13 protein-coding genes are annotated in these 15,059 nt (G+C 72.5%); 5 read left to right on the top strand and 8 right to left on the bottom strand.

Features of this window, described 5'->3' with window-relative positions; all coding sequences use genetic code 11:
• Positions 1–204 precede the first annotated feature (204 nt).
• Complete coding sequence (locus tag AB0L00_RS14260) at positions 205–1,239, top strand: hypothetical protein (protein ID WP_364433041.1); 1,035 nt, start codon at positions 205–207, stop codon at positions 1,237–1,239.
• A gap of 16 nt (positions 1,240–1,255) precedes the next feature.
• Positions 1,256–1,924, top strand: coding sequence for a YdcF family protein (locus AB0L00_RS14255; protein WP_364433038.1), 669 nt, complete (start codon positions 1,256–1,258; stop codon positions 1,922–1,924).
• A gap of 92 nt (positions 1,925–2,016) precedes the next feature.
• Here the strand turns inward: AB0L00_RS14255 and AB0L00_RS14250 are convergent, their stop codons facing one another.
• Genes AB0L00_RS14250 through AB0L00_RS14235 form a run of 4 tightly spaced genes read right to left on the bottom strand, consistent with a single transcriptional unit; the run spans position 2,017 to position 5,774 of the window.
• Positions 2,017–2,814: an SDR family oxidoreductase gene (locus AB0L00_RS14250; protein WP_364433036.1), complete on the bottom strand. Its 798-nt coding sequence runs from the start codon at positions 2,812–2,814 to the stop codon at positions 2,017–2,019.
• Positions 2,811–4,040, bottom strand: coding sequence for a cytochrome P450 (locus tag AB0L00_RS14245; protein WP_364433034.1), 1,230 nt, complete (start codon positions 4,038–4,040; stop codon positions 2,811–2,813). The genes AB0L00_RS14250 and AB0L00_RS14245 overlap by 4 nt, the downstream gene beginning before the upstream one ends.
• Positions 4,037–4,999 carry a phosphotriesterase-related protein gene (locus AB0L00_RS14240; RefSeq protein ID WP_364433032.1) on the bottom strand — a complete coding sequence of 321 codons (963 nt, stop codon included), beginning with the start codon at positions 4,997–4,999 and terminating at the stop codon, positions 4,037–4,039. Before AB0L00_RS14240 ends, AB0L00_RS14245 begins: the two co-directional genes overlap by 4 nt.
• A gap of 1 nt (position 5,000) precedes the next feature.
• Positions 5,001–5,774, bottom strand: coding sequence for a phytanoyl-CoA dioxygenase family protein (locus AB0L00_RS14235; RefSeq protein WP_364433030.1), 774 nt, complete (start codon positions 5,772–5,774; stop codon positions 5,001–5,003).
• A gap of 180 nt (positions 5,775–5,954) precedes the next feature.
• Between AB0L00_RS14235 and AB0L00_RS14230 the strand changes: the two genes are divergently transcribed.
• A complete protein-coding gene (locus AB0L00_RS14230) occupies positions 5,955–6,869 on the top strand; it encodes a TIGR03621 family F420-dependent LLM class oxidoreductase (RefSeq protein ID WP_364433028.1) in 915 nt (304 codons plus the stop codon).
• Positions 6,870–6,873: 4 nt separating this feature from the next.
• Here the strand turns inward: AB0L00_RS14230 and AB0L00_RS14225 are convergent, their stop codons facing one another.
• Positions 6,874–7,626, bottom strand: coding sequence for a hypothetical protein (locus AB0L00_RS14225; protein WP_364433025.1), 753 nt, complete (start codon positions 7,624–7,626; stop codon positions 6,874–6,876).
• A 158-nt stretch (positions 7,627–7,784) separates the two neighbouring features.
• On the opposite strand from AB0L00_RS14225, the gene AB0L00_RS14220 reads away from it, so the two are divergent.
• A complete protein-coding gene (locus AB0L00_RS14220) occupies positions 7,785–9,491 on the top strand; it encodes an NAD-binding protein (RefSeq protein WP_364433023.1) in 1,707 nt (568 codons plus the stop codon).
• A 32-nt stretch (positions 9,492–9,523) separates the two neighbouring features.
• Here AB0L00_RS14220 and AB0L00_RS14215 read toward each other — a convergent pair whose 3' ends face one another.
• The 3 genes from AB0L00_RS14215 to AB0L00_RS14205 form a co-directional block, all read right to left on the bottom strand.
• Positions 9,524–10,831: a hypothetical protein gene (locus tag AB0L00_RS14215; RefSeq protein ID WP_364433021.1), complete on the bottom strand. Its 1,308-nt coding sequence runs from the start codon at positions 10,829–10,831 to the stop codon at positions 9,524–9,526.
• A gap of 245 nt (positions 10,832–11,076) precedes the next feature.
• Complete coding sequence (locus tag AB0L00_RS14210) at positions 11,077–11,955, bottom strand: TIM barrel protein (RefSeq protein ID WP_364433019.1); 879 nt, start codon at positions 11,953–11,955, stop codon at positions 11,077–11,079.
• The gene (locus AB0L00_RS14205) at positions 11,952–12,959 is read right to left on the bottom strand and encodes a Gfo/Idh/MocA family oxidoreductase (protein WP_364433016.1); all 1,008 of its coding nucleotides are present in this window, start codon (positions 12,957–12,959) and stop codon (positions 11,952–11,954) included. The genes AB0L00_RS14210 and AB0L00_RS14205 overlap by 4 nt, the downstream gene beginning before the upstream one ends.
• Positions 12,960–13,184: 225 nt before the next feature.
• On the opposite strand from AB0L00_RS14205, the gene AB0L00_RS14200 reads away from it, so the two are divergent.
• On the top strand, positions 13,185–14,951 hold the full coding sequence (locus AB0L00_RS14200; RefSeq protein ID WP_364433013.1) for a nitroreductase family deazaflavin-dependent oxidoreductase: 1,767 nt from the start codon (positions 13,185–13,187) through the stop codon (positions 14,949–14,951).
• Positions 14,952–15,059: the final 108 nt, after the last annotated feature.

Here is a 15,059-nt window from a genome sequence, read left to right as displayed (position 1 = left end):
TACCCGTCCCCATCGCGACTGGCCTCGAGCATCGATGCCGCAAGGCGCGGCCGAAACGGTCCGATGTTGTACTCGCGTTGCACTTTCGATGCATCAAGCAGGGGGAACATGCTTCGATCGGACTGGAGAGGAGGTGGTACGCGCGTGCCCACTGTGCGTCACTGGACTGGCCGGGAGGCCCGAGCGCTGCGCAGGGCCGTTCGGATGAGCATCCGAGCCTTCGCCGAGGAGCTGGGGGTCAACGTTCGTACGGTTGCCAAGTGGGAGAAACTCCAAGCCGCCATCGTGCCGCGCCCCGACACCCAGGCGATCTTGGACACTGCGCTGAACCGCGCAGACGCCGCCGCTCAACAACGCTTCCAATCGCTGCTGGCGGAAATCGGCCCCATGGCCGGCACACCGGCCGGTGAGGCAGGCGTGCATTCGTGGAGTCACGAAGCCTGGGCCGATGACATCGAACGAGCCGTCGTCTACCTGAGCCGACAGAACTTCCCGGCAGCCAGCGCGCTCATCAACCGCTGGTTACTCCGGTTCCCCGCCGACCGGCTCGACGCCCGGGGGCTATATCTCCGTGCCCGTTCGCTCGTCTTGGCCGGTGATGTGCAGCGCGATCAGGGCATGCTGGTCGGTCCCGGGTCAGCACAACGCTCCTACCGGAGGGCACTGAGCATGTTCGCCGATCTGGACATCCCATGCCGGATCGCTCAGGTCTCACTGTCGCTGGCGGTGATCGACGAGATGGTCGGTGATCTACATAGCGCCGCACGCCGCTATCGACTGTTCGCCGACGACGAGCGGCTCAGCGACCGCGACCGCGCCCGCTCGCTGCTGTGGGTGGGAACGGCGCTGAGCAAGGCCGGCGAGCACCAATACGCCGCTCGCGTGATGGCCGAGGCAACGAATGTTTTTGAAGACCTCGATGAAGCCGAGGACTGGTCGGTGGCCCATCAAAAGCTCGCACTGGCCTACCGCGGCGCCGGTGACATCGATCAGGCACTGCGCCTGATCGAGGCTGCCCGCACCGGCGGCGCTCAGGACACGCCCATGCAGCGCGTACGCCTCAACACTGCATACGCGCACATCCTGGTGTCCGATCGCGCCACACGCGACGAGGGTATTGCCCGGCTGGAGGAAACCGGCCGGCTCGCTCACGACTGCAGGCTGAACCATCAACTTCGCAGCATCGATGCCATCCGCCATGAGGTGGAGCACTTCGGCGGGATCAACGTAAGACGATGACTAAAAGGGAGACTTCGTGACCGACGCGCGAATCGCCGTCACCGATGCCCAGCGCGCCGACGCCGAGATCATCTGGGACTATCACCAGATGCGTCACCGGCTCCGGCCGTGTTCGGCGGCGATCGGGCTGGGCAGCCATGACCTGGGCGTGGCGGGCTTTGCCGCGGAGCTGTACCGCGCCGGTCTGTTCCCGGTGCTGGTGTTCAGCGGCGCCAACAGCCCCACCACCGCCGAGCGGTTCCCGCGCGGCGAAGCCGTCCACTACGCCGAACACGCCGTGGCCCTGGGCGTACCCCGCTCCGCGATCATCGTCGAACCGTGTGCGAAGAACACCGGTGACAACATCACCATGTCCCGGCAAGCGCTACAGCAGGCCGGTGTCGAAACCTCCTCGGTGCTGTTGATCAGCAAGCCGTACATGGAACGACGGGCATATGCGACCTGCCGCAAATTCTGGCCCCAGGTCGAACCCGTCTGCGCGTCAGAACCGTTGAGCTTCGACGACTACCTCAAATCCATCGGCGACGAACGCCTGGTGATCGACATGCTCGTCGGCGACCTCCAGCGCATCATCGAATATCCCGGGCTCGGCTTCGCCATCGCACAGGACCTTCCCGACCAGATCGCCGCCGCCTACGACCGGCTCGTGGACGCCGGATTCGACAGCAGACTTCTGAAACGCTGACCGCCGCCCACCGGAGACATTCACCGCCGCCCTGCCCGGGCTACGCCTTCCCCGGGCATCCGGGGCGGCCTTGCGGGCGGGAGCCGGGGGCGTTAGATGGGCGACTGGGCTTGGCGGATGGCGTGTTCGGGGCGGTGGGTGGTGGTGCCGCTGTCGATGACGATGGTCTGGCCGGTGATGCAGCGGGCCTCGTCGGAGGCGAGGAAGGCGACCAGCGCCGCGACGTCCGCGGGTTCGGCCGCGTACGGCAGGACGCGTTCGGCGGCCTTCTCGGCCAGCCGTTCGGGCGTCATCACGGCGCGGGCGACGTCGGTCAGGACGAGGCCGGGGGCGACGGCGTTGCAGCGGATGCCCCGCGCGCCGTACATGGTCGCGACGTAGCGCGTGAGCGAGGTCAGCGCGGCCTTGGCGGAGCCGTACGCCGCGTGGTCCGTGTCGCCGAGCAGGCCCGACACCGACGACGTGTTGACGATCGCGCCGCCGGTCCGCATCGCCGGCACGGCGTGCTTGCAGCCGAGCATCGCCCCGCGCAGGCTCACCGCGAGCGTCCGGTCCCACACCTCGACGTCCATGGCGGTGAGGTCCAGGTCGCGGCCGTAGACGTCGCGGCCGAGCGCGGCGGCGTTGTTGTGCAGCACGTCGAGGCGCCCGAACTCCCGTACGGTGTCGGCGACCATCCGCCGTACGGCCTCCTCGTCGCCGACGTCCGCCGCCAGGGCGAGGGCCGTGGCACCCGTCCTCCGCAGGATCTCGGCCGTCTCGCGCGCGGTGTCGTACCGGATGTCGGCGACCGCCACCCGCGCGCCCTCGGCCGCGAGTCGCACCGCGACGGCGCGGCCGATGCCCGACCCGCCGCCCGTGACGAGCGCGACGCGGTCCGTGAACCTCACCACTCGACCAGGAGGGTGGGGATGCCGCGGCCGACCAGGCTCTTGCGGTAGGCGACGTCCTGGTCCGGGACGAGGCGCAGGCCGGGCAGCCGGGCGGTGATGCGCTCGAGGGCGATGCGGAGTTCGAGGCGGGCGAGCGCGGCGCCGACGCAGTGGTGGATGCCGTAGCCGAAGACCATGTGGTCACGGGCGTTCGGGCGGCGGATGTCGAACCGCTCGGGGTCGGGGAACACCGTCTCGTCGTGGCCCGCGGAGTCGGCGTGCAGGAACACCTCCGCGCCCGCCGGGATCCTGACGCCGTGCAGGGTGACGTCCTCGGTGGTGCGGCGGAAGCTGCCGAGGCTGGCGCCGTCGATGCGCAGCGTCTCCTCGATCAGGTTGGGGACGAGCGCGGGGTCGGCGACGACGGCCGCCCAGGACGCGCGGTCCCGCTGCATGCGGTGGACGGCGTTGCCGAGGCTGTTCGGGACGGTGTCGTTGCCGCCGAGCAGCAGCGCGCTGATGGTCTCGACGACCTCCCGGTGCGACAGGCCGCCGGGGCCGGTGTCGATGAGCTCCGCCATGAGCCCGGCGAAGTCTTCGCGGGGTTCGGCGCGGCGTTCGGTGACGAGACGGTCGACGTAGTCGAGGTACTTCAGGAAGTCCTGGGCGAGTTCGCGCTGGCGGGCGGGCGGCTGCGGGGACAGGAACAGCTGGAACCAGGAGTACACCCACTGCTTGACCTGGTGCTCGTCCTCGGGCGGCACGCCGATGAACGCCGCCGTCAGCCGCGCCGACGGCGGATGCGCGAGGTCCGCGACGAGGTCGGCGTGCTCCCGGGGCTCGACGGCGTCCAGGACCGCGTCGACCTGGGTGGCGAACGCGTCCCCGAGCCGCTCGACGGCGCGCGGGGTGAACGCGCGGGAGATGGCCCGGCGGATGCGGGTGTGCTGCGGCGGGTCGACGTTGGCGGCGAAGTTGTCGAGGAACGACCGGTGCTCGCCGAGCGACTCCTTGACCTCGTCGGTGAGCGTACGGGAGATGGTGAGCGAGCCGATGGAGGAGAACCGGCGGGCGTCGCGGTAGGCGTCCCGTACGTCGGTGTAGCGGGTGAGCACCCACATGCGCAGGTGGTCGCTCCAGAACACCGGCCGCTCGTGGCGCAGGCGGGTCAGGAAGGGGTACGGATCGGCGACGTGCCAGTCCGCGGTGACGTCGAAGTCGGTCGCCGTCTCGGGTCCGCTCACGATGCGCCTCCCAGGACGCGCCGGGGGTTGTCGACCAGCATCTGGTGGATCTGCTCCTCGGTGACGCCGCGCCCGCGCAGGGCGGGGAGCACGTCCCGGGAGATGTGCAGCAGGTGGTAGTTCGGGTGCCGCCGCCGCACGACGTCGGGGTCGAAGCGGTCGTTGAAGCAGTACGAGTCGTGGGACAGCACCATCCGGCCGGCGTGCCCGCGCTCGCACAGCGCGGCGACGGTCGCGACCCGGTCCTCGAACGAGGTGAACTCGATGCCGAACCGGTCCATGCCGAGGTACGAGCCGTTCGCGATGAGCTCCTCCAGGTAGGCGAGGTCGGTGGAGTCGCCGGCGTGGCCGATGACGACGCGGCCCAGGTCGACGCCCTCGGCGGCGAGGAGCTTCTGCTGGTCGAGCCCGTTGCGGGTGGCGGACTCGCTGTGGGTGGTGATCGGCACGCCCGTGGCGCGGTGGGCCTCGGCGACCGCGCGCATCACCCGCTCCACGCCGGGGGTGATGCCCTGCCGCCCGGTCGCGCACTTGAGCATGCCCGCCCGCACGCCCGTACGGCCGATGCCGTCGGTGATGTCGCGGACGAAGAACTCGGCCAGCCGGTCCGGGCCGCCGAAGAGCGTGCCGGGCCCGCGGTTGCCGAAGTACGGCGGCAGCGCGTCGTAGGTGTAGAGGCCGGTCGCGACGACGATGTTCAGCTCGGTCCGCTCGGCCACGCGCTGGACGGCGGGGACGTACCGGCCGAGGCCGACCACGGTGAGGTCGACGATCGTGTCGACGCCCGCGGCCTTCAGCTCGTTGAGCTTTCCCGCGGCCTCGCGGGCGCGTTCCTCCAGGTCCCAGCCCTCGGGGAGGTCCGGCCAGTTCCAGAGGATCTCCGGGCTGAGCCCGAAGATGTGCTCGTGCATCAGCGTCGCCCCGGGGTCGGCCACCGGTCCGCGAACGGTCTGCACCATGTCACTCCACCGGGATGAGGGGGAACTTCGGGTGGTCGAAGGGCCGGTTGATCTCCAGGCCCAGCCCGTCGGTCTGGCCGTACGGCGCGCCGGTGTAGAGCGCGGCGGCGTCGAAGTAGGTCGCGGTGAACGACAGGCGCGGGGTGTTCCGGCGGTTCTGCGGCGCGCCGTGGACGGTCAGCGCGCTGTGCACGGTGGCGTCTCCGGCCCTCAGGTCGAGGGACGGGGAGAGCTCCAGGTCGCGCAGCCACGGGTGGCGGGTCAGCGCGTCGTCGCCCTCCCGGACGAAGGTGCGGCCCAGCGTGCCGTGCCGGTGCGACCCGGTGAAGAACCGCAGGGAGCCCATGTCGGCGGGCACGTCGGACAGCGCCAGCCACACGGTCAGCATCGCCGAGGTGTCCATCGGCATCCAGGGGAAGTCCTGGTGGAAGACGGTTCGACCGTGCCGGCCCGGTTCTTTGACGAGCACGTTGGTGACCTGCAGCCGTACCCGATCGACGCCCGTCAGCAGGCGCGCCGCCGCGCGGCCGAGTGCCGGGGACGTCGCCAGCGCCCGGAAGTCCTCGTCCCGGTCGGCGATGTCGCGATCCTGCCCGAACGCCTCGTCGACGAAGCCCGCGCCGGGTGCCCGGCGGCGGGCGGCGAGGTGGTCGAGGGCGCGCCGCCGCAGCCGGTCGACGAAGTCCGGTCCGACGAGGCCGGGCAGCCGTACCCAGCCGTTGGCGCGGAAGAAGCGGACCTCTTCCTCGGTCACGTCCCGTACGGGTGCAGCCATCGACACCGCCTCGAATCGCCGCCACGGGCCTGGCCGCGGACCCCGTCGCGTCGAACGGCCCGCCCGGCGACCACGCTCGATCACCGGAAACCGCTCGGTCGACGGACGCCGCGACGCCGTCCTGCCGCGACGATAGACGCTCGTCGGGCAGCGAGCAAGCGCTTGGTATAGCCTTGTGGGGTGAAGCGCCCGTTCCGTTTCGGCGCCGTCCTCCGCGACGCGGACACGGCCGCCGCGTGGGCCGCCAAGGCCCGCCGGCTCGAGGACTCCGGCTTCGACGTCCTCCTCGTCCCCGACCATCTCGTCGGCCCCCGGTTCGCGCCGATCGCCGCGCTGACCGCCGCGGCGTGCGCGACCACCCGGCTCCGGGTCGGCACGCTGGTCTTCGCCAACGACTTCCGGCACCCGGCCGTGCTCGCCAAGGAGGCGGCGACGATCGACCTGCTGTCCGGCGGCCGGCTCGAGTTCGGCCTCGGCACCGGGTGGATGGCCCGGGACTACGCGGGCGCCGGGCTGCGGCTCGACCCGCCCGGCACCCGCATCTCACGCCTCGCCGAGGCGATCCAGGTGCTCAAGGGGCTGTGGCGCGGCGGCCCGTACTCCTTCACTGGCGAGCACTACACCCTCAGCGGGCTGGAGCAGCGGCCGCTTCCCGTGCAGCGCCCGCACCCCCCGCTGGTCCTGGGTGGCGGGGGCCCGCGGATGCTGCGCCTGGCCGCCCGGGAGGCCGACGTCGTCAACCTCACCCTGCGGGTGCGCGCGGACGGCTCCGGACCGGACACCGCGGACGGCGGCCCCGACGCCTTCCGGCGCAAGATCGAGATCGTACGGGAGGCGGCGGGGTCCCGGTTCGAGGCGATCGAGCTGGGCACGTCGGTGCTGCGGGTCGGCCCGGGCCGTACGACCGAGGCGTGGAGCGCCGCCGACCCCGCCGCGCAGTCCGGAACCCCGCAGGTGCTCACCGGCGGGACGCCGGCCGTCTGCGACGCGCTCCGGCACTGGCGCGACGACCTCGGCGTCTCGTACTACGTCCTGCACAACGAGGCCGACCTCGACGCGTTCGTTCCCGTCGTGGAGCGCCTGGCCGGCACCTGACGGGTCAGGCGGGCGCGAGGCGGGAGCCTGGGTACGGGGACAGGAGCGTCTCGCGCCAGGTGCCGTCGAGGAACTCGCGGGCGCGCTTGCGCCAGGCGAGCAGGCGTTCGTCGGCGTCGATCTCGTCGTCCAGCCCGAGCGCGGCGTCGTACGACCGCTGCAGCGCGAGGTGGGAGTCGAGGTCGGTCGCCCAGACGGTGACGACCTCGGTGTCGCACAGCAGCACCTCGTACAGGCCGACGGGGCGGTGGCCGTGGTCGGCGAGCAGGGGGACGCGCTCCTCCCGGACCGCCGCCAGGTAGTCGAGCGCCGCGCCGGGGCGTACGCGGGCGCTCTCGAGGACGAAGAGCTCCGCGCCCGTCGCGTCGGCCAGGGCCGGGCCGCCCGGGGCGGCGCCGAGCGGCCGGGAGTAGGCGGTGAAGCGCAGGTCGTCGATGGAGGACAGGAAGAGGTTCTCCTTGACGCCGGTGTAGATCTCCAGCATCTGCCGCCACCCGCCGTCCCAGCCGCCGCGGCAGTCCCACAGCGTGACGACCTTGAACTGCGGATGCCCGGTGATGCCGACGGCGTAGAAGGCGCCGACCAGGTCGATGTCGCGCGAGCGGATCGACCGCCCCTTCGTGAGCACGTGCCGGCCGGGTTCGAGCGTCTCGTCCTCCTTCTTGTACGCGGTGAGCCACCGCAGGTACTCGAGCGGCCGCCGCGAGTTCATCGGATGGAACTCGACCTCTTCCAGCAGACAGATGCCCCGCCGCATGCGCCGCTCCCGTCGTTCCGGCCCGCACCCGCCTCTTGGCAAGCGCTTGCTTGGGACATTAGAGAGTCGGCCCGGCGACGGCAAGCCCGCCGTCATCGGGCCCGCGCTGCGTGCGTCCGTACACAGAGCGTCGGAGCCGTGGCCGTTATGATCACGCCGTGCCGACCGTCGTCCCCCGCCTCCGGAGCCCCGTTCGCGGTCGCCTGATCGTCTGCGGCGACACGCCGCTCGCCTTCCGGCTGGCCGACGAGCTGTCCACGCGTTACCTGCAGGACGTCACCGTCATCGTGCCCTCCAAGAGACGCAACCACGGGCCGCAGATCGCCGAGCTGCCCCGCGTCCGGGTGCACGAGGCGGCGGAGCTGGACGACGAGGCGTTCCGGGCCGTGCACATCGAGTCGGCGCTCGCGGTCGCCCTCGTGAGCAACAGCGAGGTCGGCAACATCCACGCGGCGCTGCGGGTCCAGGAGCTCAACCCCGACATCCGGCTGGTCGTCCGGATGTCGAACACCACCCTGGGCAACCGCATCCGCACGCTCTTCAAGGACTGCGCCGTGCTGTCCGACAGCGCGGTCGCCGCGCCGTCGTTCGTGGCCGCCGCCCTCGGGGACCTGCCGCCCAGCCACGTCCGCGTGGCGGGCCGCACCCTCTACGTCGCCCACCGCAGCGACCGCGTCCGCAACGTCATCTGCGCGCTCGCGGACACCCGCAGACCGGACGGGAGACCACGCCTGCTTCCGGTGGACCAGGAACGGGCCAACCTGGTGCTCGCGGTCGCCGACGGCACGTCGCCCACGTCCCTCTCCGGCCCTCCGGTGGCCCAGCGTCCGGTGTCCGGGCTCACCCGGAGCCTGCGCCTGGTGCTCAGCCGGCGACTCCTCCAGGTGGCGGTCGCCCTGCTGATGCTGGTCACCGTGGGGAGCACCGCGCTCAGCATCAGCGACGGCCACGGCTTCACGTACTCGCTGTACCTCGTCCTCCTCGACATCGCCGGCGCCGCCAACCCCGACCCGGACCTGAGCGGGGCGGCCAAGGTGACACAGGTGATCATCACGCTCGGCGGCCTCGCGCTGGTGCCCGCGATCACCGCCGCGGTCGTCGACGCGGTGGTCCGGGCCCGGCTCGCGGGGCCGCTCGAGCGGCTGCGCGATCCGATCAGCGGGCACGTCGTGGTCGTCGGCCTCGGCGGGGTCGGCCTCCGGGTCGTGTCGCAGCTCCACGACCTCGGCGTCCCGGTGGTCTGCGTCGAGGCCGACGAGGACGCGGTCGGCGTGCCCCTGGCCCGCCGCCTGGGGCTGCCGATCGTGTTCGGCGACGCCACCCGAGGGGAGACGCTCCGCGCGGCGTGGGTCGGCACCTGCCGTGCCGTCGTCACCGTCACGAGCGACGACATCGCCAACCTGGAGGCCGGGCTGAACGCCCGCGCCCTGCGGGACAACGTCCGCGTCGTGCTCCGGCTGTTCGACGACGACCTGGCGGCGCGCGTGCACCGCAACTTCAAGATCCCGGTGTCGCGCAGCGTGTCCTTCCTGGCGGCCCCGGCGTTCGCCGCCGCCATGCTGGAGCGCCAGGTCATCGGGACGATCCCGGTCGGCCGAAGCGTCATGCTGATCGCCGACATGCCGATCGGCGAGGGTTCCGAGCTCGACGGCCGGCCGCTGCGGGAGGCGAACCTCCCCGGCGAGGCCCGCGTGCTGGCACTCGGCCGCCGCGGCCGCCCGCGCTTCGACTGGGACGTGCAGGACGGCTACCTGCTGATCCCCGGCGACCGGCTCGTCGTGCTCGCGACCCGGTCGGGCATCGGCCACATCCGCGCCCGTACGATCGGGCCGCCCGACCTGGGCTCGGTCCCGTCGCCGCGCTGACGCCCGCGACCTCCCCTGGCCGGGCGCGCGACTCAGCGCGCGACGAACTGCTCGCGGCCGCCCTCGTGGCGCGGCGACACCTGGAAGGAGCCGGTCAGGGACCCGCCGTCGAACTGCGCCCGGTTCGACGACACCTGGCCCTTGGTGCCCTTGTCGCCGGTGGGAATGATCAGATACGAGCGGCCGTCGACCACCCCCGCGAGCACGGACGCCTCCTTGGCCTGGAGCGTCCCGCTCTTCAGCCGGAACGTGCCGGTGAGCCGGGCGAGGATCTCGTACGGGACCTCATGGGAGACGTAGTAGCCGCCCGCATCCAGGTCGCCCTCGGCCGTGTTCATCGGGACGAGGACGAGTGCGTGCCCGGTGTCCCGGTAGGCGGAGACGAGAGGGTTCAGCCGCGGGATCAGATCGGTGTTCAGCTTGCTGAGGATGTCCTGGATGGACTGCCGGAGCGAGTCCGGCGCCGGCTCGGCGACGGGGTTCACGCCCGTGAGCAGCAGGTCGACCGGCGTCTGGCGGCCCTGGGTGACCTGCCGCTTCCAGTCCTTGCGGGTCTCGTCGAGGAGCAGGCCGGCGACGCCGCCCAGCTCCGTGCTCTCCCCGTCCAGGGTGATCTGCCCGGGATCGAGCCTCCCCTCCAGCGGCCGGAGCTGCGCGTTCTTGCGGATCGCCGGGAGGTCCTCGCGTTTGGCGCCCATCGCCATGGCCATCGAGATGGCGCCGAAGTAGCCCGCCGCGCCGTCGCCGATGTCGGTGACCGCGGCCCGCTTCACCTCACCGGGGAACTCCTTGTGCCACCTCGACCACCAGTACGCCGCACCGGCCAGCCGCTGGTTCCGCTGCTTGGGCGCGTTGAAGGCGGCGACCATGTCGTTGTAGACCATGGCCCGGTACAGCCGGGGCGTGACGGCGAGCGGGACGTCCGTGCCGCGCAGCATCTCGCCGCTCTTCCTCCACGCCTGCCAGCTCTGCTGCGTGGCGTGGAAGAGCTCGTCCGTCGCGGCGGCGAACAACGTGGCGGACAGCGGCATCCCGGACGTCACCGAGTCCGACTTGTACGAGGGGTCGGCGACGTTCAGGATGACGGCGGGGTGCCCGTCCCAGGTGGCGTAGGAGGAGCCGCCGCGCGGGATGTCGATCTTCCTTTTGCGCAGCTCGGCCGCGCTCAGGTCCGTCACGCCGTCCACGCTGACCAACCGCGCCCGGCCGCCCTCGCCGAGGATGACCCGCCGGTCCTTGAGGACCGTGCCGGGCCAGATCTTCGCCGCCTCCGGCCACACCCGGGCCGCGGCCTCCTGCACTTCGGCGGCGACGGGCTTCAGGGCCGTCGCCGCGGTCATCGGCCCGCGCTGGTGGTGGGAGCCGCCGCCGGAGCATCCGGCGGCCGAGCCCAGCGCGACCGCCGTGACGAGGGCCGGCCACCGGACATTCGCGCCGGCCGAGCCTCGGCGGCCTGAACGGAAGGATCCCGACCCGACGTACCCAGTGAACACCGCACAACCCCCGTGCCGGCCGATCTCGAACATGGGCCGGGGGGTGGCTTGCCCATCTTGACGCGGGCGATCATTCCCCGTCGTCGGTCCGGTTAACGTCCTCCCACGTCGGCAACGGTTTTCAAGCCGTTCAGGAAGGCCACTCCCGCGCGGACGTCGGCGACGGGGCCGTCGCCGGGCGCCGGCTCGGCGGCCAGGACGGTGTCCTGTTCGAGGACGTACCAGCCCTGGTAGCCGGCCTGGTCGAGCGCCGCCACGATCCCCGCCATGTCCACGTCGCCGGTGCCGAGCGGACGGTACAGCCCGTCGCGCACGGCCTCGGTGTACGTGGCCCGGCCCGCGCGCACCCGGTCGGCGGCGCTCGCGTCGACGTCCTTGAGGTGCACGTGTGCGATGCGGTCCGCGGCCGACCGCGCCAGCGCGAGCGGGTCGGTGCCGCCGATCAGCAGGTGCCCGGTGTCCAGGCAGAAGGGTACGCCGGAGCCGGTCAGGACCCGGTCGACCTCGTCCGGGCCTTCGACGATCGTGCCGACGTGCGGGTGCAGGGCCGTCCGGCGTCCCAGCCCCGCGGCGTACGCCGCGATGCGGTCGAGGTTGGTCAGCAGCGTCGTCCAGTCACGGGCGGACAGCACCGGGCGCTCGTCGTACCCGTCCCGGCCGGTGACGGCCGCCAGCACGAGCATCGGTGCGTCGCCGAACCCGCGCAGCGCCCGCTCCACCTCCGGCAGCGGATCGCGCTCCGGCTCGTGCAGGACGACCGGGACGAAGCCCCCGACCGCCGTCAGACCGTAGGAGGCCAGCAGCGCCTCGCGTTCGGCCGGGTCGGCCGGCAGGAACCCGTCCGGGCCGAACTCGGTCGCGGTCAGCCCCGTGTCCCGCATCTCGGCCAGCACCCGGTCCGGGGACATCTGGTGACCCCATCCCGGTACCTCGCACACACCCCAGGAGATGGGCGCACCCGCGATCCTCACTTCCGGACCTCCTCGATCCTCACGGCGCGCCGCTCCCGGCGGGACCGGTCGCACGCCTCGGCCACGTAGAACGCCTCCAGGGCCTCCTCCGGCGGGCACGGACTCTCGGCCTGCCCGGCGGCGACCCGGAGGAAGGTCGCGAGCTCGGCCTCGTACGCCGGCCCGAACCGCTCGAGGAAGCCCTGGCAGGGCAGCGCGCCCAGCGTGGCGGCCGCCGGGCCGCCGTCGACCGGCGTCAGCGGCGTCCCGGTGTTCAGCCCGGCCGCGAGGCTGTCCTTGGCGCCGAACGCCTCGAAGCGGACGTCGTATCCGGCGCCGTTGTAGCGGGTCTCGGTGATGAGGGCGAGGGTCCCGTCGTCGAAGGTGAGCACGGCCGCGCAGGTGTCGACGTCGTCGCACGCGGCGAAGTACTCCTCCCCCTTGTTGGCCCCGGTCGCCGTGACCTCGACGACCTGCCGCCCGGTCACGAACCGGACCGCGTCGATGTCGTGGACGGCGCAGTCGCGGAAGATGCCGCCGGATACCCGGACGTACGCGGCGGGCGGCGGCGCGGGATCGAGCGTGCAGGACCGTACGGTGTGCAGCCGGCCGAGGCGGCCGGCCGCGACGGCGTCCCGGAGCGCGACGTGGCCGGCGTCGAAGCGGCGCTGGAATCCGACCTGCACGGGGACGCCCGCCGCGCGCACTTCACGAACGACTTGGAGCGTTCCAAGACTGTCCGGCGCGACCGGTTTCTCGCAGAAGGTCGGGATGGCCGCCCGCACGGCCCGGGTCACGAGTTCGGCGTGCGCGTCCGTCGCGGCGGCGACCACCAGGCCGTCCAGCCGCTCACCGAACAGGGCGTCGACCGATTCGGCGACCGACCCGCCGTACTCCTCTGCAAGCCGGCGCGCCCGCTCCCCGTCCGGATCGGCCACCACGAAGCCGTCGACAGAGGACAGCGCGCGGAGGGTTTCTGCGTGGCGGGCACCGATGCGGCCGGCCCCGGCGAGCCCGATTCTCATAGAGTCCTCCTGGTCGGCGATCTCTATCAGGACGCCCGCGACCTGACGGGAGGCGTTTTGGAACGTTCCACGTCGGATTGCGATTGTCAGGACATTTCAGACGTGCCACTTAAGCTAAACCGCGGCACGCCCCTCGTCCACGAATTGACCGGACAAGGCCGATCCGTTACTCGCGACCCCCTGCCACTCCTGCCTCGATCGGACACCAAGCGCTAGTTTGATCTCATGCGCGTTCTCGTCACCGGTGGTTCCGGATTCGTGGGCTCGTACACCGTCGCGGCGCTGCTCCGGGCGGGTCACCACGTGCGAGTGCTCGTACGCGACCCCCGCCGGGCGGCCACGGTCCTCGGCGGTGTGGGCATCGACGCGGAGGCCGTGGAGATGTATCCCGGAGACATGCTCGACGCGAAGGCGGTCGCCCAGGCCCTCGACGGCTGCGACGCCGTCGTCCACGCCGCGGCCGCGCTCGGCGTCACCGACCCCCGCACGAGCGTCCTGGAGGTCAACGTCGCCGGCACCCGCAACGTGGTCGGTGGCGCGGTCGCCCGGGGACTCGACCCGGTGATCCACGTGTCCACGGTCGCGGCGTTCGTCCCACCGGCGGGGCCGGTGATCCGGGCGGACGATCCCCTCGCGCACCCGCGTACGGACTACGGTCTGTCGAAGGTCGCGGCCGAACGCTACGTCCGCCGCCTGCAGGCCGACGGCGCGCCCGTCACCGTCTTCTATCCCGGCGGCGTCATCGGCCCCCGGCAACCGCACCTGGACGCGATGATGGCCGGCCTGGCCGGGGCGCTCAACCTGATCTGGCCGACGCCGGGCGGCGGTGTGTCGCTCCTCGACGTACGCGACCTGGGCGAGGCCGTGGCCCGTGCGACCGTTCCCGGTCTCGGGCCGCGCCGGTACATGCTGGGCGGGCACTACCTGACCTGGCCGGAGCTCGCCGACCGCTGCGACGCCCTCACCGGCGTGCGCTGCCGCCGGATCCCGGTCCCCGGAGCGGGGATGATCGCGCTCGGGGCGCTGCTGGACGCGGTCAAGCGGATCCGCACGTTCGACTATCCGCTGACCCAGGACGCCGCGCGGATCATGGTGACCCTCGTGCCCTCCGACGACGCCGCGACCATCGACGCGCTCGGCCTCACGCTCCGGCCGGTCGAGGAGAGCCTCACGGACTCCCTGCGCTGGCTCGCCGCCGCCGGGCACCTGGCCCCGGCCCGCGCCGGACGCCTGGCCCCGGCTCGGGCCGGACGCCCGGCTCCCGCCCGGGCAGGACGCCCGGCCACCGGCCGTTCCGGACGCCCGGCTCCCGCCCGGGCAGGACGCCCGGCCACCGGCCGTGCCGGACGCCCCTCCCCCGCCCGGGCCGCACGGTCGACCTCCGGCCGTACCGGACATCCCTCCCCCGCCAGAGCCGCACGGCCGGCGCCCGGTCCGGGCTCAGGCGACGCAGCCCCGAACGACACCACGAGTGCCGCCCGCAGAAAGGCAGGACCTGTCATGGCACCGAGCAGGCTCAAGACCGTCATCTCCCCGCCGGTCCAGCGGATGGCCGGATCCGCGTGGTTCGCCAAGGTCGGGCCGAAGGTGGTCCCGCCCCTGGACCGCGCGCTGCACCGGCTGTCCGGCGGCCGGCTCCTCCTGGCGCAGTACATCGTGCCCAGCCTCGTGCTGACGGCCACCGGGCACCGCAGCGGCGTGGCCCGCCGGACGCCGCTGGCCTGCCTGCCCGAACCGGACGGCTCCTACCTCGTGGTCGGCAGCAACTTCGGCCGCGAGCACCATCCCGCGTGGACGACGAACCTGCTGCACGAGCCGAACGCCGAGGTCGACCACCGGGGCCGTACGATCCCGGTCACCGCACGGCTGCTGGAGGGGACCGAGCGCGCCGAGGTCTGGCCCCGGCTGGTGAAGGTCTGGCCGACGTTCGACCGGTACGTCGAGCGCTCCGGGCGGGAGTTGCGGGTCTTCCGCCTCGAACCGCGGGACTGACCGCCCGTACGCGAGCGGCGGGGCCGCCCCGCCGGGGGGGGGGCGGCGCGGCGGGGGGGCGGGGCCCCCCCGGCGGGGGGTCTCGCCGACACCCCCCCCCGCGGCGGG

It is taken from the genome of Actinoallomurus sp. NPDC052308, assembly GCF_040679195.1.
GTDB lineage: Bacteria > Actinomycetota > Actinomycetes > Streptosporangiales > Streptosporangiaceae > Actinoallomurus > Actinoallomurus liliacearum.
Note: the sequence above shows the minus strand (reverse complement) of the source record. Positions and strands in the feature narration are given on the sequence as shown.

Coding starts and splice junctions, on each gene's coding strand:
- AB0L00_RS14200 (WP_364433013.1), top strand. CDS start 13,185: ATGCGCGTTCTCGTCACCGGTGGTTCCGGATTCGTGGGCTCGTACACC.
- AB0L00_RS14225 (WP_364433025.1), bottom strand. CDS start 7,626: ATGCGGCGGGGCATCTGTCTGCTGGAAGAGGTCGAGTTCCATCCGATG.
- AB0L00_RS14260 (WP_364433041.1), top strand. CDS start 205: ATGAGCATCCGAGCCTTCGCCGAGGAGCTGGGGGTCAACGTTCGTACG.
- AB0L00_RS14235 (WP_364433030.1), bottom strand. CDS start 5,774: ATGGCTGCACCCGTACGGGACGTGACCGAGGAAGAGGTCCGCTTCTTC.
- AB0L00_RS14205 (WP_364433016.1), bottom strand. CDS start 12,959: ATGAGAATCGGGCTCGCCGGGGCCGGCCGCATCGGTGCCCGCCACGCA.
- AB0L00_RS14215 (WP_364433021.1), bottom strand. CDS start 10,831: ATGACCGCGGCGACGGCCCTGAAGCCCGTCGCCGCCGAAGTGCAGGAG.
- AB0L00_RS14240 (WP_364433032.1), bottom strand. CDS start 4,999: ATGGTGCAGACCGTTCGCGGACCGGTGGCCGACCCCGGGGCGACGCTG.